The sequence below is a fragment of the Aldersonia sp. NBC_00410 genome, from assembly GCF_026342035.1.
Classification (GTDB): Bacteria; Actinomycetota; Actinomycetes; order Mycobacteriales; family Mycobacteriaceae; genus Aldersonia.
The window spans coordinates 218,711-241,239 of the sequence record NZ_JAPENM010000009.1; the positions used below are offsets into that span (position 1 = coordinate 218,711).

General features: G+C 67.3%; 22 protein-coding genes. 10 read left to right on the plus strand and 12 right to left on the minus strand.

All coding sequences use genetic code 11. The annotated features are described in order from the left end of the window. The first annotated feature begins 170 nt into the window (after positions 1-170). A complete protein-coding gene (locus OG921_RS21095) occupies positions 171-857 on the plus strand; it encodes a hypothetical protein (protein WP_266114481.1) in 687 nt (228 codons plus the stop codon). Positions 858-887: 30 nt separating this feature from the next. Here the strand turns inward: OG921_RS21095 and OG921_RS21100 are convergent, their stop codons facing one another. Then, positions 888-2,390 (minus strand): carboxyl transferase domain-containing protein, encoded by a 1,503-nt coding sequence (locus OG921_RS21100; RefSeq protein ID WP_266114482.1) that lies wholly within the window; start codon positions 2,388-2,390, stop codon positions 888-890. A gap of 61 nt (positions 2,391-2,451) precedes the next feature. Between OG921_RS21100 and OG921_RS21105 the strand changes: the two genes are divergently transcribed. The 6 genes from OG921_RS21105 to OG921_RS21130 are packed head-to-tail and all read left to right on the plus strand — an operon-like array spanning position 2,452 to position 7,979. Next, on the plus strand, positions 2,452-4,371 hold the full coding sequence (locus OG921_RS21105) for a propionyl-CoA synthetase (RefSeq protein ID WP_266114483.1): 1,920 nt from the start codon (positions 2,452-2,454) through the stop codon (positions 4,369-4,371). A gap of 47 nt (positions 4,372-4,418) precedes the next feature. Next, entirely contained in the window at positions 4,419-4,805 is a 387-nt protein-coding gene (locus OG921_RS21110) for a hemophore-related protein (protein WP_266114484.1), read from the plus strand. A gap of 3 nt (positions 4,806-4,808) precedes the next feature. Continuing rightward, complete coding sequence (locus tag OG921_RS21115) at positions 4,809-5,750, plus strand: SDR family oxidoreductase (RefSeq protein WP_266114485.1); 942 nt, start codon at positions 4,809-4,811, stop codon at positions 5,748-5,750. Between the two features lie 56 nt (positions 5,751-5,806). Then, a complete protein-coding gene (locus OG921_RS21120) occupies positions 5,807-6,517 on the plus strand; it encodes an enoyl-CoA hydratase/isomerase family protein (RefSeq protein WP_266114486.1) in 711 nt (236 codons plus the stop codon). Positions 6,518-6,544: 27 nt separating this feature from the next. After that, positions 6,545-6,973 (plus strand): cupin domain-containing protein, encoded by a 429-nt coding sequence (locus OG921_RS21125; RefSeq protein ID WP_266114487.1) that lies wholly within the window; start codon positions 6,545-6,547, stop codon positions 6,971-6,973. A 43-nt stretch (positions 6,974-7,016) separates the two neighbouring features. Next, positions 7,017-7,979 (plus strand): DNA polymerase domain-containing protein, encoded by a 963-nt coding sequence (locus OG921_RS21130; protein WP_266114488.1) that lies wholly within the window; start codon positions 7,017-7,019, stop codon positions 7,977-7,979. 9 nt (positions 7,980-7,988) lie between these two features. On the opposite strand, the gene OG921_RS21135 is transcribed toward OG921_RS21130, so the two are convergent. The 3 genes from OG921_RS21135 to OG921_RS21145 form a co-directional block, all read right to left on the minus strand. Continuing rightward, positions 7,989-8,348, minus strand: a complete 360-nt coding sequence (locus OG921_RS21135) for an FKBP-type peptidyl-prolyl cis-trans isomerase (protein WP_266114489.1) — start codon at positions 8,346-8,348, stop codon at positions 7,989-7,991. Positions 8,349-8,374: 26 nt separating this feature from the next. Beyond that, on the minus strand, positions 8,375-9,670 hold the full coding sequence (locus OG921_RS21140) for a citrate synthase (RefSeq protein ID WP_266114490.1): 1,296 nt from the start codon (positions 9,668-9,670) through the stop codon (positions 8,375-8,377). A 152-nt stretch (positions 9,671-9,822) separates the two neighbouring features. After that, positions 9,823-10,776 (minus strand): aldose 1-epimerase family protein, encoded by a 954-nt coding sequence (locus OG921_RS21145; RefSeq protein WP_266114491.1) that lies wholly within the window; start codon positions 10,774-10,776, stop codon positions 9,823-9,825. A 165-nt stretch (positions 10,777-10,941) separates the two neighbouring features. Between OG921_RS21145 and OG921_RS21150 the strand changes: the two genes are divergently transcribed. Beyond that, positions 10,942-11,784 (plus strand): SHOCT domain-containing protein, encoded by an 843-nt coding sequence (locus tag OG921_RS21150; protein ID WP_266114492.1) that lies wholly within the window; start codon positions 10,942-10,944, stop codon positions 11,782-11,784. Positions 11,785-11,794: 10 nt separating this feature from the next. On the opposite strand, the gene OG921_RS21155 is transcribed toward OG921_RS21150, so the two are convergent. Both OG921_RS21155 and pdxH read right to left on the minus strand, forming a co-directional pair. Next, positions 11,795-13,066 (minus strand): MFS transporter, encoded by a 1,272-nt coding sequence (locus OG921_RS21155; RefSeq protein WP_266114493.1) that lies wholly within the window; start codon positions 13,064-13,066, stop codon positions 11,795-11,797. After that, positions 13,063-13,689, minus strand: a complete 627-nt coding sequence (gene pdxH, locus OG921_RS21160; protein ID WP_266114544.1) for a pyridoxamine 5'-phosphate oxidase — start codon at positions 13,687-13,689, stop codon at positions 13,063-13,065. The genes OG921_RS21155 and pdxH overlap by 4 nt, the downstream gene beginning before the upstream one ends. Positions 13,690-13,881: 192 nt before the next feature. Here pdxH and OG921_RS21165 point away from each other — a divergent pair, with 192 nt between their 5' ends. After that, positions 13,882-15,009 carry a citrate synthase 2 gene (locus OG921_RS21165; RefSeq protein WP_266114494.1) on the plus strand — a complete coding sequence of 376 codons (1,128 nt, stop codon included), beginning with the start codon at positions 13,882-13,884 and terminating at the stop codon, positions 15,007-15,009. 68 nt (positions 15,010-15,077) lie between these two features. Here the strand turns inward: OG921_RS21165 and OG921_RS21170 are convergent, their stop codons facing one another. From OG921_RS21170 to OG921_RS21190, 5 genes are all read right to left on the minus strand, one after another. After that, entirely contained in the window at positions 15,078-16,418 is a 1,341-nt protein-coding gene (locus OG921_RS21170) for an LLM class flavin-dependent oxidoreductase (RefSeq protein WP_266114495.1), read from the minus strand. A gap of 94 nt (positions 16,419-16,512) precedes the next feature. Then, complete coding sequence (locus OG921_RS21175; RefSeq protein ID WP_266114496.1) at positions 16,513-17,862, minus strand: LLM class flavin-dependent oxidoreductase; 1,350 nt, start codon at positions 17,860-17,862, stop codon at positions 16,513-16,515. A gap of 17 nt (positions 17,863-17,879) precedes the next feature. Next, positions 17,880-18,749 (minus strand): ABC transporter permease, encoded by an 870-nt coding sequence (locus tag OG921_RS21180; protein ID WP_266114497.1) that lies wholly within the window; start codon positions 18,747-18,749, stop codon positions 17,880-17,882. After that, complete coding sequence (locus tag OG921_RS21185; protein ID WP_266114498.1) at positions 18,742-19,602, minus strand: ABC transporter ATP-binding protein; 861 nt, start codon at positions 19,600-19,602, stop codon at positions 18,742-18,744. Before OG921_RS21185 ends, OG921_RS21180 begins: the two co-directional genes overlap by 8 nt. After that, complete coding sequence (locus OG921_RS21190) at positions 19,599-20,690, minus strand: ABC transporter substrate-binding protein (RefSeq protein WP_266114499.1); 1,092 nt, start codon at positions 20,688-20,690, stop codon at positions 19,599-19,601. Before OG921_RS21190 ends, OG921_RS21185 begins: the two co-directional genes overlap by 4 nt. Before the next feature lie 234 nt (positions 20,691-20,924). Between OG921_RS21190 and OG921_RS21195 the strand changes: the two genes are divergently transcribed. Further along, on the plus strand, positions 20,925-21,851 hold the full coding sequence (locus tag OG921_RS21195) for a sigma-70 family RNA polymerase sigma factor (protein WP_266114500.1): 927 nt from the start codon (positions 20,925-20,927) through the stop codon (positions 21,849-21,851). A 36-nt stretch (positions 21,852-21,887) separates the two neighbouring features. On the opposite strand, the gene OG921_RS21200 is transcribed toward OG921_RS21195, so the two are convergent. After that, positions 21,888-22,475 (minus strand): carboxymuconolactone decarboxylase family protein, encoded by a 588-nt coding sequence (locus OG921_RS21200; RefSeq protein ID WP_266114501.1) that lies wholly within the window; start codon positions 22,473-22,475, stop codon positions 21,888-21,890. Positions 22,476-22,529 lie beyond the last annotated feature (54 nt).

Consider the following 22,529-nt stretch of genomic DNA (forward strand, 5'->3'; position numbering starts at 1 on the left):
CTCGCAATGCCGTCGAGCGAAATGGGATCGCAGCGACGGTAGGGCCTGTGAACTGCCCTGGTACATGGGCAGAACTCCCCGTAAACGCTTCCTCGGCGGACCGCGATATAGCAAGTGACAGCCCGCGTCCGTGCAGCGACCGGGACAGGCGAGACGAGCGAGGTTCAACCGTGCAGCGGTGCGAGGCGTACCTGGAGTTCTGCGGCGAACACTACGAACTCGATCCCGTGACCCCGCTGCGTATCGGCCGCGACGCCGACGTCGTCATCGACGACAACCCGTATCTGCATCGACGATTCCTGAGCGTGCAGTCGATCGACGGGTTCTGGTGGCTGATCAACGAGGGCGACCGGTTGCCCGCGCTCGTGATCACCGCGGACACCGGGCTACAGGCCAGCCTCCCGCCGGGCTCCCGACTGCCGCTGTTCTCCTCTGCCGCCGTCGTGTTCACCGCCGGACCAACCACGTACGAACTGGCGGTGTGCATCGAATCGGCGCGGCCCAAACTCGTTTCGGAACTCACGCCACCGGCCGGCGAGCAGACACTACAACCACCGCAGCTGACCGAGACGCAACGCTCGCTCATCGTGGCACTCGCCGAACCGTTGCTGCAGCGGGACGGCACGAGCACCGGCGCGATACCCGGCTCACGCGCCGCGGCAGCCCGCCTCGGTTGGCCGCTGACGACGTTCAACCGCAAACTCGACAATATCTGCGACCGGTTCGCCCAAATCGGCGTGAGCGGATTGCGCGGCGGCCCAGGCAAGTTGGCGTCGAACAGGCGGGTGCGGCTGGTCGAGTTCGCGCTGTCCACCCGCCTGGTCACCAAGGCGGACCTGGAGTTGCTCGATGGCTGAAGTCGCTCGATTTCGCCAAAGGCCGCGCGGCTACCGCGGCAGCCCGAGCCGCCGATAGCGCTGCGACCGGCGTTGGATCCGCTGCGCAGCAGTCATTTCCGCGAGCCCGTCGATTTCGGCGGCAATGGCCGCGACGACGCGCAGCGCGAAGTCGACCGGCTCCGCCGCGGCATCGGGGTATTCCGGCACCACGCCATCCACCACGCCGTCGGCGAGCAGGTCCATTGCCCGGATGCGCTGCTTCGCGGCCAGCATTGGGGCATGGTCGGTGTCGCGATAGACGATCGCGCTCGCGCCCTCCGGCGGCAGCGGCGCCAGCCAGGCATGCTGCGCCGCGATCACCCGGTCGGCCGGCAGCAACGCCAGCGCGCCACCGCCGGTGCCCTGCCCGAGCAGCACCGCAACCGTCGGGGTGTCCAGCGTGACCAGATCGGCGATGCAGCGGGCAATCTCGGGGGCGAGCCCACTTTCCTCCGCCTCGGGTGACAGCGACGCACCTGCGGTATCGATCACCAAGACCAGCGGCAGCCCCAGTTCCTCGGCGAGTTTCATGCTTCGCCGAGCCTCCCGCAGCGCCGCCGGACCCATGGCCGGGTCGGCAGCGTGCGTGTCACGGTCGTGCCCGAACAGCACGCACGGCCGTCCGCGCAGCCGGGCGAGCGCGTGCAGGACCGTTCGGTCGGCCTCACCCTGACCGGTGCCGCTCAGCGGCACCCGCTCGGTGGCGTGCCGCAGGATCGCCCGGATACCGGGCCGGTCGGGCCGACGCGAGGCCAGCACCGCATCCCACGCCGGGTCGTCGGTGGGTACCGCGCCCGCCGCGGGATCCGCGATCGGGCGCTGTGCCGTCTCGCCGGTCATCACCACCAGCGCGCGGTGCGCAAGCAACCGGAACTGCGCGAGCGCCAGCACACCATCGATCACACCGTTGTGGTACAGGTTTTCCGCCGTCTGCACGTTCTCCGGGAACGGCTGCCCGTACAGCGCCTCGTACACCCGCGGCCCGAGGAAACCGATCAGCGCGCCCGGTTCGGCGAACGTCAGGTGCCCGAGCGATCCCCAGGACGCGAACACGCCACCCATCGTCGGATTGCGCAGGTAGACCAGGTAGGGCAGGCGCGCCGCCTTGTGCGCGGCCACCGCCGCGGCGATCTTCACCATCTGCACGAACGCGACGGTGCCCTCCTGCATCCGAGTGCCGCCCGAGGTCGGCGTTGCGACCAGCGGCAGTCCTTCGGTCGTCGCGCGCTCGATCGCCGTCACGATCCGTTCGGCCGCCGCTACCCCGATCGACCCGCCGAGGAAGCCGAACTCACAGGCGAGCACCGCGACGCGCCGCCCGCGCAGTAGTCCCTCCCCCGTGAGCACAGCTTCGTCCGTGCCCGCGCGCGCCGCCGCCCGGTCGAGGTCGGCGCGATAGTCGTCGTCGGGGTCGAGATCGATCGGCGGGGCATCCCAGCCGACGAAGCTGCCCGGGTCGAGCAGGCTCGCCAGCAGGTCGCGGGCGGAAACACGCTGGGCGGAAGCTGTCACGAACCGAGCGTAGCCACCGGCACACTAGTGTGATCACTACCACATCAATGAGGGGACCATCGTGAGCAGACCGCTGCAGTCGAGAGGGCCGTACGCCGAGGCCTATCGCGCCAGTCTCGATGAGCCCGAACAGTTCTGGCTCGCCGCCGCCGAGGCGATCGCCTGGGACGTTGCGCCGAAGCGGGCGCTCGACTCCGCGGCCACGCCGGTTGCGCGGTGGTTTCCCGACGGCCGGCTCAACACCTGCGTCAACGCCCTCGACCGGCACGTCGCCGACGGGCACGGCGAGCGCACCGCACTGATCTACGACTCGGCGATGGTCGGGCTCCAACGCACCTACACCTACGACCAACTGCTCGACGAGGTCGCAACGTTTGCGGGCGTGCTGCTCGCCTACGGCGTGCAGACCGGCGACCGCGTCGTCATCTACCTGCCGATGATCCCCGAGGCCGTGATCGCGATGCTCGCCTGCGCGCGGATCGGCGCGGTGCACTCGGTGGTGTTCGGCGGGTTCGCGGCCAAGGAACTCGCCAGCCGGATCGATGACGCCCAACCGGTGCTGGTGATCACCGCCTCCGGCGGGCTCGAACCCGGCCGGACGATCGCCTACCTCCCGATCGTGGCGAACGCCCTCGAACTCGCCGAGTCGACCGCGACCAGGGCTGTGATCGTCAAGCGCCGCGCCCAGGTACCGGGCTCGGCAGCCGATCACAGCGGGCCCGATATTCCGTGGCGGGACTGGGACGAGGCGATGGTCGACGCCGAGCCCGCCGAGCCGGTGTCCGTTGCGGCCACCGATCCCCTGTACGTGCTCTACACCTCGGGCACCACCGGCAAACCCAAGGGCGTCGTGCGCGACAACGGCGGGCACGCGGTGGCGCTGGCCTGGTCGATGCGCAATGTCTACAACGTCGGGCCCGGCGAGGTGATGTGGGCGGCGTCCGACGTCGGCTGGGTCGTCGGGCACTCCTACATCGTTTACGCGCCACTGCTCGTCGGCGCGACCACGGTGCTCTACGAGGGCAAGCCGGTGGGTACACCGGACGCCGGCGCGTTCTGGCGGATCGTCGAGGAGCACGCGGTGAAGGCCTTGTTCACCGCACCGACGGCGTTGCGGGCCATCAAAAAGGTGGACCCGGCCGCGCGTGAGCTGCGCAAATACGACGTTTCGCTGATGGAGACGCTGTTCGTGGCGGGCGAGCGGCTCGACCCGGACACCTACGAATGGGCCTCACAGGTGCTCGGGTGTCCAGTGGTCGACCATTGGTGGCAGACCGAGACCGGCTGGCCGATCTGTGCCAACCCGCGCGGTCTGCAGGCGCTGCCGATCAAGCCGGGCTCGCCCTCGGTCCCGGTTCCCGGCTATCGGCTCGCCATCCTCGACCCGACCGGCGCAAAGGTGCCGCCCGGCACCGAAGGCAACATCGTGCTCGAACTGCCGTTGCCGCCGGGCACCCTGTCCGGGCTGTGGGGCGACGAGGACCGGCTGGTGCGCTCGTATCTGACCGCTTTCCCCGGCTACTACCTCTCCGGCGACACGGGATTCGTCGATACCGACGGCTATGTGTTCGTGCTCGGCCGTTCCGACGACGTCATCAATGTCGCCGGTCACCGCCTGTCCACCGGCGGCATGGAGGCGGTGCTCGCCGGGCACCCAGCGGTCGCCGAGTGCGCCGTGATCGGCATCGCCGACGAGATCAAGGGGCAGCGGCCGAGCGGGTATGTCGTGCTCAAGGCCGGAATCGAGATCGAGCCGGAGCGGCTGCGCGACGAACTCGTCGAGCGGGTGCGCGCGGAGATCGGCGCGGTCGCGACATTCCGCGACGTCACTATCGTCCCGGCACTGCCGAAGACCCGCTCGGGCAAGATTCTGCGCAAGACGATGCGGCAGATCGTGGACGGCGAGGATTACCCGATCCCGTCCACCATCGAGGATCCGGCCGTCCTCGATCAGCTGTCGGAACAGATTCGCGGCTCCTGAGGCTGGGTATCCCGGTGCCGAACCACGCGCATTCGAGGAGGAAGACCATGCGGAACACCCGAACCCGTAGCCGGCTCATGCGAAGTGGCCTGATCGCCGGCGCCGTCGTCGCGACCGGGGCGTTCCTGTCCTCCGGTACCGCCACCGCGGGACCGCTGGACAACCCGCTGCTGGACAGCACGTGTTCGTTCGGGCAGGTGGACGCCGCGGCACACGTCGCTTCACCGCGACTCGCGGCGCAACTGGACATGTACCCGCGGGCGAAGGCCGACCTGCAACGCGTCTACGACCGTGCGCCCGCGGATCGCGCCGCCGAAGCGCAGCGATATCTGGACAACAATCCCGGACTCGCGGCAGAAATCACCAACGATCAGCGCTACACGGAGTTCGAGCAGATCTCGCAGCAGATCGCCGACACCTGCCACAACTTCTGACCCGTGACGCCACCGCTTGGGTCCGCCGCACTGCGCGGGAAGGTGGCGGTGGTGGCCGGCGCGACCCGCGGCGCGGGCCGCGGGATCGCTGCCGGCCTCGGTGAGGCCGGTGCGACGGTCATCTGCACCGGCCGTAGCAGCGTGCACGGCCCAGGTCCGTACAGCCCAGGTGGCTCCGACTACGACCGCCCGGAGACCATCGAGGAAACCGCGGAACTGGTGAGCAGGCTCGGTGGCATCGGGGTCGCGGCCCGGGTCGACCATCTCGATCCCGCACAGGTGGGCGCCCTCGCCGACCGCGTCCGGCGCGAGCACGGCGCAGTCGATGTCCTGGTCAACGACATCTGGGGTGCGGAGGTCCTCAAAGGTGGCCCCGCGCAATGGGATACGCCGATCTGGGAGCTGGACCTCGAGGACGGTCTGCGCATTCTCCGGCTCGGTCTCGACACCCACCTCATCACGTCGCATTACTTGCTGCCACTGCTGATCGAACGTCCCGGCGGACTGCTGGTCGAGGTCACCGACGGCACCGCGGCCTACAACGCGGGGCACTATCGGATTTCGGTCTACTACGACCTGGTCAAGAACGCGGTCAACCGCCTCGCGTACGCGCACGGACACGAACTGCGCCCGCATTCCGCCACCGCGGTCGCCGTGACACCGGGTTGGCTGCGGTCGGAGATGATGCTCGACGCGTTCGGCGTTGGCGAAGCTAACTGGCGCGATGCGCTCGTGCCCGATCGCGCCGATGGTCTGCCCAGCGCGCCACCAGGGTTCGCGGCGTCCGAATCTCCCCGGTTCATCGGTCGCGGCATCGCCGCGCTCGCGGTCGAACCCGACCGGGCGCGGTGGAATCAGCGTTCGGTCACCGCCGCCGATCTCGCGCGTGCTTACGGGTTCACCGACCTCGATGGTTCGCAGCCGGATGCGTGGGCGGCGATGTGATGATCCGGGTCGCCGAAACGGCCGAATCGGCGGGCGAGCGCCGATAACCTGACCGGATGCCTTATCTCGAACGTCACGACGAGGTGTTCGTGCTGTATCTCGGATCCGAGGGGCAGCGCGATTCCGAGAACCGATTCAACCCGCAGTGGGTGAGCGAGGTCGCGGATCTCCTCGACGAGGTGGCGGCGTCGACCGGTCCGGCGGCGCTGGTCACCACGGCCACCGGTAAGTACTACTCGACCGGCGCCGATCTGTCCTGGGGCATGGACAATCTCGACCGGGTCAATTCCTTTATCGACGGTCTGCAGGAGTTGTACGCCCGCGTGTTGAGCCTGCCGATGCAGACGATCGCGGCCATACAGGGGCACACGTTCGGCGCGGCTGCCTTCTGGGTGATGACGCACGACTACCGGATCATGCGGCGCGACCGCGGGTATCTGTGCTTCCCCGGAGTCAACATCGGCGCCGCATACAGTCCGGGCACGGTGGACATGGTGGGGGCACGGCTACCGTCGAAGGCATTTCACGAAGCGCTCACCACGGGCCGCCGATACGGTGGCGCCCAAGCAATCGATCTGGGACTCGTCGACGAGATCGCCGAGCAGGACGACCTTCTGGACCGGGCCATCGAACGCGCATCCTCGTTGAGCGGCACGCGTGGCGATTCACTCGGCCAGATCAAGGCCACGATGTACGCACGCGTGCTCGACGGATTGCGGGTGCCGGTGTCCGGTGTGGAATCCCAGGAATGGTCGGCGCGGAATTGAGGCTGTGCAAGCGCCTACCGTGGACGAGTGGCGCAACTACCCGAGTGGGCGCAGGCATTCGACCTCACTCCGCATCCCGAGGGCGGCTGGTACCGCGAGACCTGGCGCAGCGATCTCGTGCTGCCCCAGACGGCGCTGCCCGGGTATATCGGCGAGCGGGCGGCGGGCACCGCGATCCTTTTTCTGCTGCCGCCGGGCGAGCAGTCCGCCTGGCACACCGTGCGCGGCGCGGAGATCTGGCTGTATCACCGCGGTAGCCCGGTCGAACTCGGACTCGCCGCGCCCGGCGTGGAGCCCACCGACCCGACAACCGTGCTCCTCGGCCCGGACAGTCCGCAGATCGTCGTCGAACCCGGGCACTGGCAGCGCGCTCGCGCGGCCGGCGACGAGGCGAGCCTGGTGAGTTGCGTGGTGATTCCTGGCTTCGACTTCGCGGACTTCCAACTCGCGCCGTGAGATATCACCCTGGCCCGGTGCGCGTGCGGCCTAAGTTGGACCCATGGCCGACGAAAGCGAGAGCCGGGCCGGCGTCGCGCTCACGCACCTCGATCAACCACTGTTCGACGGTGCGGACGCGACCAAACGCGACCTGGTCGACTACCTCGACGCGGTCGCGGACCGGATCATCGGCGAGCTGCGCGAGCGGCCGCTCTCGGTGATCAGGGTCCGGCCCGGACAGGCACCGTTCATGCAGAAGAACGTGCCGAAGTACACCCCGGTTTGGGTGCGGACGGTGCCGATTCGGGCGGCGGCGTCCAAACGCGAGGTGTCCTACGCGCTGTGCGACGACCGGAAAACCCTGCTGTGGTTCGCCAACCAGCGGTCCGTCGAGTATCACCCGACGCTGACGCGCGTCGATCGCCCGGATCGGGTCACCCATCTGGTGCTCGACATCGATCCACCGGCGGGCAACGACGAGTTCGCGCTTGCGGTGGGGGCGGCGCAGCTCGCGCGGCGCGCGTTGACCGACAGCGGGCTCGTGGGCGCAGTGAAAACCAGTGGCGCGAAGGGTATTCACGTGATCGTGCCGATCACCACCGAGCACTCCATCGAGGACGCCGCGGCCGCGACCCGCGCCCTCGCGGCGCGGGCAGAGCGACTCGACCCGGCTCTGGCGACAACGGCATTCGTCAAGGACGATCGGCACGGCAAGGTCTTCATCGACTCGACCCGCGCGGGTGGCGCGACCGTGGTCGCCGCCTACAGCCCGCGCGTGCGACCCGGCGTCCCCGTGTCGTTTCCGGTGAGTTGGGCCGATCTCGACGCAATCACGCCGTCCGACTTCACCATTCGCACCGCCACTGCCGCGCTGGGTGAGCGCGACCCATGGGCCGAGCAACTGCCCGCGCCGCAGACGCTGCCCGCGGACCTGCTCGCCGAGGGGCACACGATCCCCGTCGCCCGGGTCCAGGCAATGCACGAGGGCAAGCGCCGCAAGCGGCAACGCGAACGCGGCGAATAGCGAAGGGCCCTACTTGGCGTCGAGCAGGTCGATGACGAAAACGAGCGTCCGGCCGGACAGGCGGTGTCCGGTGCCGGCCGGGCCGTAGGCCAGTTCCGGCGGGATGGTGAGCTGCCGACGGCCGCCCACCTTCATGCCGGGAATGCCGTCCTGCCAACCCTTGATCAGGCCGCGCAGCGGAAACTCGATCGATTCGCCGCGGCTCCAGGAGGAGTCGAACTCCTCGCCGGTGTCGTATTCGACACCCACGTAGTGCACCTCTACGGTGCCGCCCGGCACAGCCTCGGTGCCATCACCCTCGACCAGGTCCTTGATCACCAGGTCCGTGGGCGCCGGGCCCTCCTGGAACTCGATTTCCGGCTTCGTCATCGAAATACTCCTCGAGTCGGTTCGGTTCAGCGGTTATCCAGCGACTTGTAGTCCCGCTCGCCGTAACCCGTGTAGATCTGTCGCGGCCGCCCGATCTTGCCGCCCGGCTCGTCGTGCATCTCGCGCCAGTGCGCGATCCAGCCCGGCAGCCGGCCCATGGCGAACAGCACCGTGAACATGCGGGTCGGGAAGCCCATCGCACGGTAGATCACGCCGGTATAGAAGTCCACGTTCGGGTACAGCTTGCGCTCGATGAAGTAATCGTCGGTGAGCGCTGCTTCCTCGAGCGTCTTCGCGATGTCGAGCAGCTCGTCGTCGCCGCCGAGCTTGGACAGGATCGTGTCCGCGGTCTTCTTCACGATCGCCGCGCGCGGGTCGTAGTTGCGGTAGACGCGGTGCCCGAAGCCCATCAGCTTGACGCCGGCTTCCTTGTTCTTCACCCCGCGGATGAAGTCCTTGGCGTCGCCGTTGCCGTCCTTGATCTTGTCGAGCATCTCGAGCACGGCCTGGTTCGCGCCACCGTGCAGCGGGCCCCAGAGTGCGTTGATGCCGCCGGAGACGGAGGTGAACAGGTTCGCCTCGGACGAGCCGACCAGCCGCACCGTCGATGTCGAGCAGTTCTGCTCGTGGTCGGCGTGCAGGATCAGCAGCATGTCGAGCGCGTTGGCGATTTCCGGATCGACCTCGTACGGCTCGGCCGGGAAACCGAACGTCATCCGCAGGAAGTTCTCGACCAGGCTGAGCGAATTGTCCGGGTAGAGGAATGGCTGGCCGACGGACTTCTTGTACGCGTAGGCCGCGATCGTGGGCAGCTTCGCGAGCAGGCGGATGGTGGACAGTTCGACCTGGTCGTCGTCCTTGGGATCGAGCGAATCCTGGTAATACGCAGAGAGGGCGTTGACCGCGCTCGACAGCACGGGCATCGGGTGCGCGTTTCGCGGGAAACCGTCGAAGAAGCGCTTCAGATCCTCGTGCAGCAGGGTATGCCTGCGGATCTTGTTGGTGAACGTCTCCAGTTCGGTCGCCGAGGGCAGCTCACCGTAGATGAGCAGGTAGCTGACCTCGAGGAAGCTCGAATTCTCCGCGAGCTGCTCGATCGGGTAACCGCGGTAACGCAGGATGCCCTTTTCGCCGTCGATGAACGTGATCGCCGACTTGGTGGCCGCGGTGTTGACGAAACCGGGATCGTAAGTGGTGTAGCCGGTATCCGCCAGCAGCTTGCCGAGGTTGAGACCGTCGTTACCCTCGGTGGCCTTGGCAACCGACAGCTCGTACTCGCCGCCCTGATAGGCGAGTGTTGGATTGGTGTTCTCAGCGGGCACGGGTTAATCCCTCTCAGGCTCGAACTGTGGTCACGTACGCGATCGGCGCAAGTGCAGTCCTTTCAAACGCTAGTCGTTTTATCTCTGCGACGCCCGGGGAGGGGTCGCTTGCGAACCTCGCTGTGATCCCGACCACGAGGTCGGAAACGCGGCTACAGCGCCTGGATCCCCCAGCGACCGGTCCAGGTCTGCCCGGGGTCGAGCACGATCAGGTCGATACCGGTGTTGAACGCGTCCGGCGGACAGGTCATCGGCTCCACCGCAAGCGCCCGTCCCCGACCCGGATAGGCCTGGTCGTTGGCCGGATCGGCGATGAATACCTGCACCCAGCGGAATGCGGAATCCGTCCACAGCGCGGCCACTGTGCCGTCCGGCGCGCTCAGCACGCTGCGCGCCAGACCGTCCGCGTCCGGCACCAGTCCACCCAACGGGACGTCGAGGCCGATCCCGGCAAGCGCACGGGCCTCGCGGAAATCGAGGTCGGTTCCGCGCACGGGCTCCGAAATCCCCGCGGGGAGGCTCCGCTGCGAATCCAGCGGTAGTCGCACGGTGGCCGGAACGAGGAATGTGCATTCGTCCAGTGCTGCGTCGCCGGCCCGCAGGAAAGCGTGCACGCCCAGCCCGAACGGTGCGTGCGTATCGCCGATGTTGGTTGCGGTGTGCGTGACGGACAGCCCGTTGTCGGTGAGTTCGTGGGTGACTGTGAGGTGAATCGGGTAGGTCCAGCCGGCGGTCCGGCCAACCTCGATGGACTGGGTGACCGCATTGTCGGTGTGGCTTTCGAGCTGCCATTCCCGCCTGCGCACCAGCCCGTGAATCGCGTTGTGCCGCGCCGGTTCGGTGATTTCGAGGTGGTGGGCTTCGCCTTCGAAGACAAAGCTGCCGTCGCGGATGCGGTTCGGCCACGGCGCGAGGACGAGCCCCGCGGACAGCGGCGGTTTCTCGCCTGCGGTCCACGATTCGGTCAGCGCGGCCGGGTCGCCGTCGTCCATCATGCATTCGAGCATTCGCAGCGCCGCCCCGGTGGAGACCACCTCCGCGCGGTAGGGACCGCCCTCGATCCGGTAAGTCCGCACGCCCGACGCAGTGTCGACCTGCTCAGTCATGAGCACAGTCTGCCCCGACCCGCCGGTCCGCGCCGGGTAATCGCGGGCGAAACAGCAACCGCGGACGGCGCGCATCGCCGGAGCCGTCAGCAGCGGTTATCCCAGATGACCGCGACGGTCTCGCTGCGTAGTCTGATAGCGACTCCAACTACGAAGGACACTTATATGACCGCCACGGTCACTCCCGAGGCCGAACGGGCCATCTCCGACATTGCGCAGCGCCACGGTATCTCCCAGGAAGCGGTGCTCGCCATGCTCTACGCCGTCAATTCGGGTGGCGGCACAATGGCGCAGTTCTCCATTCCCGAACTTGGCGGCTCCGGCCAGTGGATGCAGGGCGGGATGACAATGGTCGGCAACATGTTCGACAACGCGCTCAAAGCGCGAGTCGACTCGTTGTGCGCCGAACTGTCCGGGTTGCTTGCCACCACAACGGTGTTCCCGCCGGCGTCCTCCGGCAATTTCGGTGGCTTCACCGCAGGGAACTGGTGGCCCGCCGACCTCGGCGTACCGAGTTCGACCGGCGGCCAGAACGATTCGCGCTACGCCGTGTTCCCCGGAACCCGCCGTCTCGCCATTCAGACCAACGGCGTAACAAGGGTTTTCGACACGGGTAACCATCAGATCGGCGGTGTGCAGCAACAGCAGGGCGGCGCGTACGGCACACTGTCGTTCAGCAGCCAGTTCGGCACTTTCGATATTTCGAGCCTGACCGAGCTGACCTCGCAACAGGTCTCCGACACCCCCGTCGCGGCACCCGAGCCCGACTACGCTCCCCAGTCGAACTTCGCTCCCGCCGAGCAGAACTACGCGCCCGCCGAGCAGAACTATGCGCCCGCCGAGCAGAACTACTCTCCGTACGCTTCGGCTCCGTCCGGCTCTGGGCCCTCCGGGGACAGCGACGCGATCTTCGCGGCGATCGAGTCGCTTGCCGGGCTGCACCAGCGCGGCATCCTCTCCGACGAGGAATTCGCCACCAAGAAGGCCGAGTTGCTGGGCCGAATCTGATGTGACGCGGTCATCCTCGCGACCGCGGCCGTGCGACGCGGTAGCGCACGAACGCGGGGATGGCCGCGGCGGCGATCAGCACGCCGATCACCGTGAGCACACCACCGCCCGCCGCGGCGACGGCTGTGCCGAGGCTCGCCGCAGCAACACCGTGCAGGACATCGCCGATCCGCGGCCCGCCCGCGACGACCACGATGAACACTCCCTGCAACCGGCCGCGATGCTCGTCGGTGGCGACCTCCTGCAGCATCGTCGAGCGGAACGCCGCGGAAACCATGTCCGCTGCGCCGCCGAACGCCAGGAACGCCAGCGCGATCCACAGCCCCGTGTTCGACCCGTCCGGACTCGACAGCCCGACTGCCACACCGAAACCGGTCATCGCGACACCCCACGCCACGATGCACACGATCACCGCGAGGCCCTGGCGCCGGATCCGCGGCAGCCACCCGGAGAACACCCCGCCGAAGACCGCGCCGGCCGACATCGCGGCGTACAGCAGACCTAGCGCCAGTCCGCCCTCGACGGGGTCGCCGAACGTCTCGTGCGCGATCTGCGGGAACAGCGCTCGCGGCATTCCGAACACCATCGCGATGATGTCGACCACGAACGAGGCGAGCAGCACGCGCTGGGTCGCGAGGTAGGCGAAACCCTCGGCCACTTCCTTCCATCCTGCCCGGCGCGAGGCCCCCGTGGGCGGCACTGCGGGCAGCCGGTAGGCAACCCACAGCGTAGCGAGCAGCGCAATCGTGTCGATCAAATACAGCGTCGACAGGCCGATCACCGGGATGAGCACGCCGGCGAGCACCGGCCCGACGATGGCGCCGAACTGCACGAGCGTCATGTTCAGCGAGTTCGCGGCGGGCAGTTCGTGACCGGGCAAAATCCGCGGCAGGATCGCACTGCGCGTCGGCTGATTGACCGCGAAGCACGCTTGCTGCGCGGCGAGCAACACCAGCACCAGCCACACGTTGTCGACGCCGAGCGCCGCCTGTATCCAGAAGGCCAGTGAGGTCAGTCCGAGCCCGAAACTGGTGATCAGCATCAGGACGCGGCGGTCCATCACGTCCGCCAGCGCGCCGCCCCAGAGACCGAACACGATCAGCGGCACCAGCGCGAATGCCCCGGCCAGGCCGACGAACCCGGAACTGCGGGTGATCTCGAAAATCTGTTGCGGCACCGCGACGATGGACAGCTGCGCACCGATGACCGTGACGACCGACGACAGCCACAACCGGCGAAAATCCGGATTGCGTAGCGGTGTGGTGTCGGCGAGCAGGCTCACGGTTGCAGCCGGACGGCGGACCACCGGCCGGTCGCGTCCATCGTGGTGCGGATCCGGTTGTGCATCCGGTTCGCGCGGCCCTGCCAGAACTCGACACTGCCCGGTCGCAGCAGATAGCCACCCCAGTTCGGGGGAACCGGCACCGGCCCGTCACCGAACCGTGCGCTCACCTGGGCGAGCGCGCGTTCCAGGTCGTCTCGCCCACCCGCGGGCCGCGATTGCTGCGATGCCCAGGCACCGAGTTGCGATCCGCGCGGACGAGTGCCCCAGTACTCGGCGGTCTGCTCGACGGACACCTTGCGCACGACGCCGCGCAGTGTCACCTGACGCCCGATCAGCGGCCAGGTGAACGTTGCCGAAGCGTGCGGAGTCGCAGCGAGCTGGCGTGCCTTGTCCGAGTCGTAGTTAGTGTAGAAAGTGATGCCTTCCTCGGTCACGCCCTTGCACAACACCGTTCGGGTGGCAGGCCATCCCCGCTCGTCGACTGTGCCGAGCACCATCGCATTCGGTTCCACCACCGATGCCGCCACGGCGTCGTGCATCCAGCGGCGCAGCAGCGATTCCCAGCCGTCGACGAGCCACGATTCGTCGAGATCGTGGACGCCGCGGTAGTCCTTGCGCATTCCGGCGAGGTCGGGTGCACCGGTGAACTCACCGGTCGCCGCGGCGTCGCCCAGCGCCCCGTCTTCCATCCGCACAGCCCAGACGCTACTCCCGGGTATCGTGGCGATAAGGTGCAGGTGATCAGCTGTGGCGCCGGTATGGCGCCATGTTCCCCGACGCGCGTGGAACGGCAGAAGGAGAAGGTTCGCCACATGGCCGACAACGCCACCATTCCCAAGGACTTCGTACCAGGCCTCGCGGGCGTGCTCGCGTTCACCACCGAGATTGCCGAACCCGACCGGGACGGCGGCGCGCTGCGCTATCGCGGCGTGAACATCGAGGATCTCGTCGCCGAGCGCGTCGAGTTCGGCGATGTCTGGGCGCTGTTGGTCGACGGCAAGTTCGGCACGGGCCTCCCGCCCGCCGAGCCGTTCCCGCTGCCGATCCACACCGGCGACGTCCGGGTCGACGTGCAGGCCGGCCTCGCGATGCTCGCCCCGATCTGGGGCTACCAGCCGCTGCTCGACATCGACGACGACACCGCCCGCGAGCAGCTCGCCCGCGCCTCGGTGATGGCGCTGTCCTATGTCGCGCAGTCGGCGCGCGGGATCTACCAGCCCGCGGTACCGCAGAAGGTCATCGACGAGTGCAACACCGTGACATCCCGGTTCATGACCCGCTGGAAGGGCGATCCGGATCCGCGGCACACCGAGGCGATCGACGCTTACTGGGTGTCCGCTGCCGAGCACGGCATGAATGCCTCCACCTTCACCGCCCGCGTCATCGCCTCCACCGGCGCAGACGTCGCCGCCTCGCTGTCCGGCGCGATCGGCGCGATGTCGGGACCGCTGCACGGCGGCGCCCCGGCCCGCGTGCTGCCGATGATCGAGGAAGTCGAAAAGACCGGTGACGCAAGCAGTCTGGTGAAGGGCATCCTGGACCGCAAGGAAAAGCTGATGGGCTTCGGGCACCGGGTGTACCGCGCCGAGGACCCGCGTGCCAGGGTGCTGCGCGCGACCGCGAAGCGGCTCGACGCGCCGCGCTACGAGGCCGCTTCCGCACTCGAGCAGGCCGCGCTCACCGAGCTTCGCGACCGTCGTCCCGACCGGGCGATCGAGACGAACGTCGAGTTCTGGGCGGCAGTCATTCTCGACTTCGCCGAGGTCCCGGCGCACATGATGCCCGCGATGTTCACGTGTGGCCGCACCGCAGGCTGGTGCGCGCACATCCTCGAGCAGAAGCGGCTCGGCAAGCTCGTTCGCCCGGCGGCCCTTTACATCGGTCCGGGACCGCGCACCCCGGACACCGTCGAGGGCTGGGAGCTGGTCAACCGCGGCTGAATCACCCGCTCGCGCACCGATGGTCTCCCCTCCGCCACACCGGCGGAGGGGAGACGTTTCTGTTGCGCCTACGCCGTCGCCTGCGCGGTGGCGAACCGGCTGCCTGCATCCGCGAGACCGAAGTGCCCGCGCAGCGTGGTGGCGGTGTACTCGGTGCGGAACAGGCCGCGCTGCTGCAGGATCGGAACCACGCGGTCGACGAAGTCCTCCAGTCCGCCCGGCAGGTACGGCGGCATGACGTTGAAGCCATCCGCCGCGCGTTCGGTGAACCACAGCTCGATCTCGTCGGCCACCTGCTCCGGCGTGCCAACGATCGTGCGATGCCCGCGTCCGCCGGCGAGCAGACCGATCAGCTCGCGCACGGTGTGCTTGCCGTCCCCGGCGAGGTCCTGCACCAGCTGGAGGCGGCTCTTCTGGCCGTCGAAATCCTCGACCGATGGCAACGCGGGCAGTGGGAAGTCGAGCGAATCCTCGTCGAGTTCGACGCCGACAATGCGGGAAAGCTGCTCGAGCGCGAATTCCGTCGATTTCAGATCATTGAAGGACTGTTCCAGCGCCCGTGCCTCCTCCTCCGTGTCCGCGATGAACGGATAGAAGCCGGGAAGGATTTTCAGCTCGTCGGCGCTACGGCCGGCCTTCACCACACGCGCCTTCAGATCGCGGTAAAACTCCTGCCCCTGTTCGAGGGTGTACTGCGCGGTGAACACAGCCTCCGCGTAGCGAGCCGCGAAATCCTTTCCGGTCTCCGAGGATCCGGCCTGCACGAGCAGTGGACGCCCCTGTAAGGACCTCGGTGAGCTGAGCGGACCCCGAACGCGGAAGTGTGCACCGTCATGGTCGATGGGGTGCAGTTTGTCCGGGTCGGCAAAGACGCCGGACTCGACGTCCAACCGCAACGCGTCGTCCTCCCAGCTGTCCCACAGTTCGAGCGCGACATCGATGAATTCGGCTCCACGCTCATATCTTTCGCTGTGCGTTGGTAGCGCGTCGAGCCCAAAGTTCGCAGCCTCTTCGGGCTGGTGACCGGTAACGATGTTCCAGCCCGCCCGCCCGCCGCTGATGTGGTCGAGCGTCGCGAACCTACGCGCCGTCGTGTACGGATCGGAGTACGTGGTCGACGCGGTCCCGATCAAGCCGATCCGCTCGGTGGCCACCGCGATCGCCGAGAGCAGCGTGACCGGATCGAGAAGAAATAGCGAGTTGTGCTTGATCCGGGAATCGACCTGTAAGGCGTCGGCGAAGAACAGCGAATCCAACTTCCCGCGCTCCGCGATCCGGCCGAGATTCTGGTAGTGCGCGACGTTGAGCACGTCACTCGCCGTGGTCAGCGGGTGACGCCATGCGGCCTCGTGCTGCCCGACGCCCCAGAGGAAGGCATTGAGATGAAGTTGTCTATTCGACCGAGACATATTGGAAACTCTTTCTACGCGTATACCAAATGCACACGGGAGGACGAAGATTCGCCCTCCCGTGCGTATTCCACCTCCCGACTCAGAGCAGGAGTCAGGCCGTTGTCGCCTCCGCACGCGCCGCGGCGAACTGGTTGTCCAGCTCACCCAGCCCGTAGTGGCCCCGCAGCGTCGTCGACGTGTAGTCGTCGCGGAACAAGCCGCGCTGCTGCAGGATCGGCACCACGCGGTCGACGAAGTCCTCGAGCCCACCCGGCAGGTACGGCGGCATGATGTTGAAGCCATCCGCCGCGCCCTCGGTGAACCACTGCTCCAATTCGTCGGCAACCTGCTCGGGGGTGCCCGCGAACGTCCGGTGTCCGCGTCCGCCACCGAGCAGTCCGATCAGCTCGCGCACGGTGAGCTTGCCGTCGCCGGCGAGATCCTTCACGAGCTGGTAGCGGCTCTTGTGGCCCTCGATCTGCTCGATCGGCGGCAAGGGCGGGAGCGGCGCGTCCAGCGAGTGTTCGGTGAGGTCTACGCCGAGGATGTTGGACAGCTGGCGCAGCGAATATTCCGGCGAGATGAGATCGGTGAAGGACTGCTCCAGCGCCCGTGCCTCCTCGGCCGTGTCCGCGATGAACGGCACGATGCCCGGGAGCACCTTCAGATCGTCGGCGCTGCGGCCTGCCTTCACCACACGCGCCTTGAGGTCGCGATAGAACGCCTGGCCCTGTTCGAGCGTGCGTTGCGCGGTGAACACCGCCTCCGCGTAGCGGGCCGCGAAGTCCTTACCGCTCTCCGACGACCCGGCCTGCACGAGCAGCGGACGCCCCTGCACCGATCGCGGCGAGTTCAGCGGACCGCGGATCCGGAAGTGCTCACCATTGTGATCGATGGTGTGTACCTTGTCCGGATTCGCGAAGATGCCCGACTCGACGTCGAGGCGCACCGCGTCGTCCTCCCAGCTGTCCCACAGCTCGAGGGTGACGTCGACGAACTCGGTTGCCCGGTCGTATCTTCCGGCGTGCAGCGGGGTGCCGTCGAGTCCGAAGTTGACAGCCTCGTCGGCACCGGCCGAGGTGACGATGTTCCACCCCGCCCGGCCGGCACTGATGTGGTCGAGCGAGGTGAACTTGCGCGCCGTGGTGTACGGATCGGAGTAGGTGGTCGACGAGGTCGCGATCAACCCGACCCGTTCGGTAACGGTGGCAATCGCGGAGAGCAGCGTCACCGGCTCGAAGATGGCCTGCACATTGTTCTTGACCCGAGGACCGACGGCGAGACCATCGGCGAAGAAGACCGAATCGAGTTTGCCGCGCTCCGCTATCCGGCCCAGGTTCTGGTAATGCACGACGTCGAGCGCGTTACTCGGCGTGGTGCGCGGGTGCCGCCACGCCGCCTCATGATGACCAACACCCATGAGGAAGGCGTTGAGATGAAACTGCTTGTTGGACTGTGACATTGAGCTAGGACTCTTTCCTACGTTTCCTGGCGCCAGCGGGAGAGCCGGCGCTCGATGAGGACGATGACCGCGTTGAACACGAGACCGACGAGCGCAATCGCGATGATCCCCGCATACATATTGGGGATTTGGAAGTTCAACTGCGACGCGGTGATGAGATAGCCGAGGCCCGCCTTCGCGCCGACCATCTCGGCCGCAATCAGCACGAGGATCGACGCCGCCGCCGCCATCCGGATTCCGGTGAAGATGGATGGCACCGAGGCAGGGAGGACCACCTTCTGGAACAGCCGCAGCGACGACAACCCCATCGAGGCAGCCGACTTCACCAGCAATGGGTCGACGGTGCGCACGCCGGTGATTGTGTTGAGCAGGATCGGGAACACGCAGGCGTAGACGACAAGCGCGATCTTCGACTCCTCGCCGATGCCGAGGATGAGCACGAACACGGGCAACAGGGCGAGCGCGGCGGTGTTGCGGAACAGTTCGAGCACCGGGTTCAGGAAGTTCGCCACCGGCCGATACCAACCGATCCCCACACCGAGTGGGACCGCGACCACGACCGCGATCGCAAACCCGGTCAACGCACGAGACAGGCTCGCGGACACATGCTTCCACATCTCACCGGAGGCGACCAGATCGGTGAACGCCCCGACGACGGTGCTGAACGGCGGCAGGAATACCTCGTCGACCAGACCGACCCGCGGTGCGATCTCCCAGATGGCCAGGAAGACGACGATGGCGATGCTCGGAATGAGGACCCGGCGGACACCGGCCAGCACCGTGCCGGCGGTGGAGCGTCCGGAGCGCTGCTGCGCCGACGGCGCGGGGAGATCTGGGGCCGACGTGGCTGCGGCTGCGCGCTCCGGCGCGGCGAGTGCGCTAGACATGAGTTGCCTCCCGTGCGACGACGGTCGCTACATTTTCGCCTGCGACGGCGATTGCGTCCTTGTTGCCACTCAACTCGTCCCGGTGCAGCAGCGTCCAAATGTGGTGGCGGTAGTTGCGGAATTCCTCGCTGGACCGGATATCGGCGTGGTTGCGGTCGATCTCGATGTCGACGAAGTCGGTGATCCGGCCGGGCCGCGGCGAGAGCACTGCGACTCGCTGACCGAGGTAGACAGCTTCGTCGATGCCGTGGGTGATGAACAGGATCGTCTTACCGGTGGCCCGCCAGATGCGTAACAGCTCGTCCTGCAGGGATTCCCTGGTTTGCGCGTCCAGAGCGGCGAACGGCTCGTCCATGAGCAGGATCTCGGGATCGAAGGCGAGGCTGCGCGCGATCGCGACGCGCTGCTTCATGCCACCGGACAGCTCGTGTGGATAGCGGTTACCGAAGCCGCCGAGCCCGACCAACTCCAGGTAGTGCTCGGCGCGCTCGCGCCGTTCCCGGCGCGACAGGCCCTTGGCTTCCAGGCCGAATTCGATATTGCGCCGAGCGGTGCGCCACGGCAGCAGCGCGTATTGCTGGAAGACGATGCCGCGGTCCAGACCCGGTCCGGTGATCTCCGCACCGTCGAGCAGGATGCGCCCACTGCTCGGCCTCGACAGCCCGCCGAGCAGGTCGAGCAGCGTCGACTTGCCGCAGCCGGACGGCCCGACCAGCACGAGAAACTCCCCCGCCGCCACATCGAGGTTAATGTCATGCAGCGCCGTCAGTTCCGATTCCTCACCGCGAATGGGAAAGCGCTTGTAGACATGGTCGATCTGTAGTTTCGGCGCCGCAATCGTTTCCGCGCTCATCGGCCCAGCGCTTGTCCGTCGGGGCCCGCACCGTCGGGATACGTGCCGTTCGAATACGGGTTGTATTCGTTGGTGTAGATGTCGGCGGCCTTCAGCTTGTCCTTGTCGAGTTCACCGTTGCGCACGAGCCAGTCGATCCAGAGCTGGATCTCCTTGTCGGCGATGACGCCGCCGGGGCCGGCGATGCTGGTGCTCTTGTAGAACTCCGCGAGCTTGGTGTTCTCGTTGCGCCCGCGCGCGTTGATGATCGACTTGAACTTCTCGATCACCTGCTCGCGCGGCGTGGTCTGTGCCCAGCGAATGGCGCGCGCGGTACCTTGCACGAAATCGGCTACCGCATCCTTGTTCTTGGCGATGAAATCGTCACGCAGCACGATGGAGCCGTAGCTGAAGGCACCGAACAACGACTCGTCGGTGAACAGCGGGTGGATACCGCCGCGCTGCACCGCCGTCTCACGGAACACACCACTCAGTGCGCCCACGTCGATCTGCCCATTGCGCAGCGCGTCCTCGGTGTTCACCGGCGGCACCACGATCAGCTCGACCTGCTTGATCTCGTCGGGCGTCAGTCCCTGCTGCGCAAGCCATTCCCGCACGACGAACTCGTGATGGGCGCCGAGGGTGTTCATCCCGACCTTCTTGCCGATCAGATCGCGCGCCGACGTGATCGGGCTGCCGTCAACCGTGAAGTATCCGGTGAAGGTCTCCTTGTCCGCGCCGTAGTAGGCGATCACCGACGTGATCGGAGCGCCGGCCGCCGCGAGCTTGACCACGGCACCGTTGAACGCACCACCGAACTCGGTCTGGCCGGTCGCGGCGGACTGGATATCCTGCGGGCCGCTCGTCGTGTCGCCGACCCACTGCAGCGTGACCTTGTCGAAATAGCCGAGATTCTCGGCGAGTTCGGGATAGATGACCTGGCCGGTCTGCCCCTGGTAACGCAGCACGGTCTTGCCGTCTGCGGTGGTGGTGGTCTCGGACGATCCACACGCGGTGGCGAGCGAGGAAAGGGTGAGCAGCGCGACAACGGCGCCGATCAGGCGCGACGTACGACGGCGTGCGGGGGTGGAGGTTCTGCTGAACCGCATTGCTGTGGGTCCTTGTCGATGGAGGGGGGTTCGTGGCAGGTGGTCGGGAGCCGAGTGTCGACACGACGGGGCGCGCCGACGCGTCGGGCGCGACGTGCGGTCAGACGCAAAGACAACACGACGACATGCGTGAACTCCTTCCAGCGGCTTCGTTCCTCAGCGTGCCGTGGGTGCTGTGCAGCGACAACGGTTTGGTACATGGGTGATTCGAAGTCGCGGCGTACGCTTTTCGACATGACTTCGACTGCGCTCGCGCAGCGGTTCGAGGAACATCGCCCCCATCTTTTGGCCGTGGGCTACCGCCTGACCGGCAGCGTTGCGGACGCCGAGGACGCGGTGCAGGAGAGCTGGATCCGGCTCAGCAGCACCGGACCGGATTCGGTGCGCGACCTGCGTGGCTGGCTGACCACGGTGGTCGGCCGCATCTGTCTGGATCGACTGCGTTCCGCCGCGGTTCGACGGGAAAGCTACGTCGGCCAATGGCTGCCCGAGCCGGTGGTGACCGAACCACACCGCGGCGCACCGGATCCGCTCGATGCGTTGGTCGGCGACGAGGACGCGCGGCTCGCGGCGATGGTCGTACTGGACACGTTGTCGCCGCCGCAGCGCATCGCGTTCGTGCTGCACGACGGTTTCGCGGTCCCCTTCGACGAGATCGCGACCATGCTCGGCGTCTCGACGGCGGCGGCTCGTCAATACGCCTCCCGTGGTCGCAAGGCGGTGGCACGCGCACCGAAACCGGTCGCGGCGGCCGAACACGATGCGGCGGTCGAACGCGTGCTGGCCGCGCTCGCCACCGGTGACGTCGACGCGGTCGTGGCGGCCTTGCATCCGGAAGCGATCGCGGTCGGCGATGCCGGCGGGACCACGAGCACGGCGATGCGGCCGATCCTCGGGCCGGACAAGATTGCGCGCTTCTTCCTCGGCCTCGGTCGCAAGTTGGGCAACGACAACCTGCGCGCGGCCCGGCCGGTCTGGGTCAACGGAGCGCTCGGCCTGTACCTGCCCGGGCTACCGCGGACCGAAAAGCATCAGGCCGTACCCGTGCACATCAACGGTTTCGCCGTCGCAGATGGCCGCGTGATCGGCATCTACGACTTCGCCAACCCGGCCAAGTTCGCCGGCGTCCGCGTCCCCGGTGAACGCACGCCGAGTGCATAGTTCTTCCGGCCGCAGCGACTTCGCGGGCCGGAACAACTATGCAGTCGCGGTGGGCTCGTCGGCCCACGGCACTCGGCACGTCTCGCCGGAGCCGAAGCCCTGCTCGGTGATGCCGAGCGCGCTGTACATCCGGGCGCGCATGTTCTCCAGCCCGATCTGATAGCTCAACTCGACCACCCCCGCCCGGCCGAACCGCTGCTCGAGATCGGTGACCTGCTCGTCGGTCACGGTCGGCGGGGTTGCGGTGACGGCGTCGGCATACGCGATCGCGGCCTTCTCGTCGTCGCTGTAGCGCGGCGAATCGGCATAGTCGGCGATGTCGCGCAATCGCTCGATATCCAGGCCGTCGAGGCGCTGCAACATCGTCCCGAAATCGACACACCACGAACAACCGACCGTCCAGGCAGTCCGGTACACGGCGAGTTCGCGGATGTTGGCGGGCAACACCTTGGACGCCCGCTCCGCGGCGAACTCGTGCACCGCGCTCGCGGTGAACAGCTTCGGATGATTCGCCACCACGGCGAATGGTTCGGGCACTTCGTCGAAGCGACGGCCCATGACGCGATAGGCGAGCTTGATCAACGGGCCGGCCTGGTCCGGGGCTACTGCTGGAATACGGCTCATCGTCGAACCTCCATCGAGAGTTGGTCGCCGCGTCGGCGTCCTACTGCTAAGACG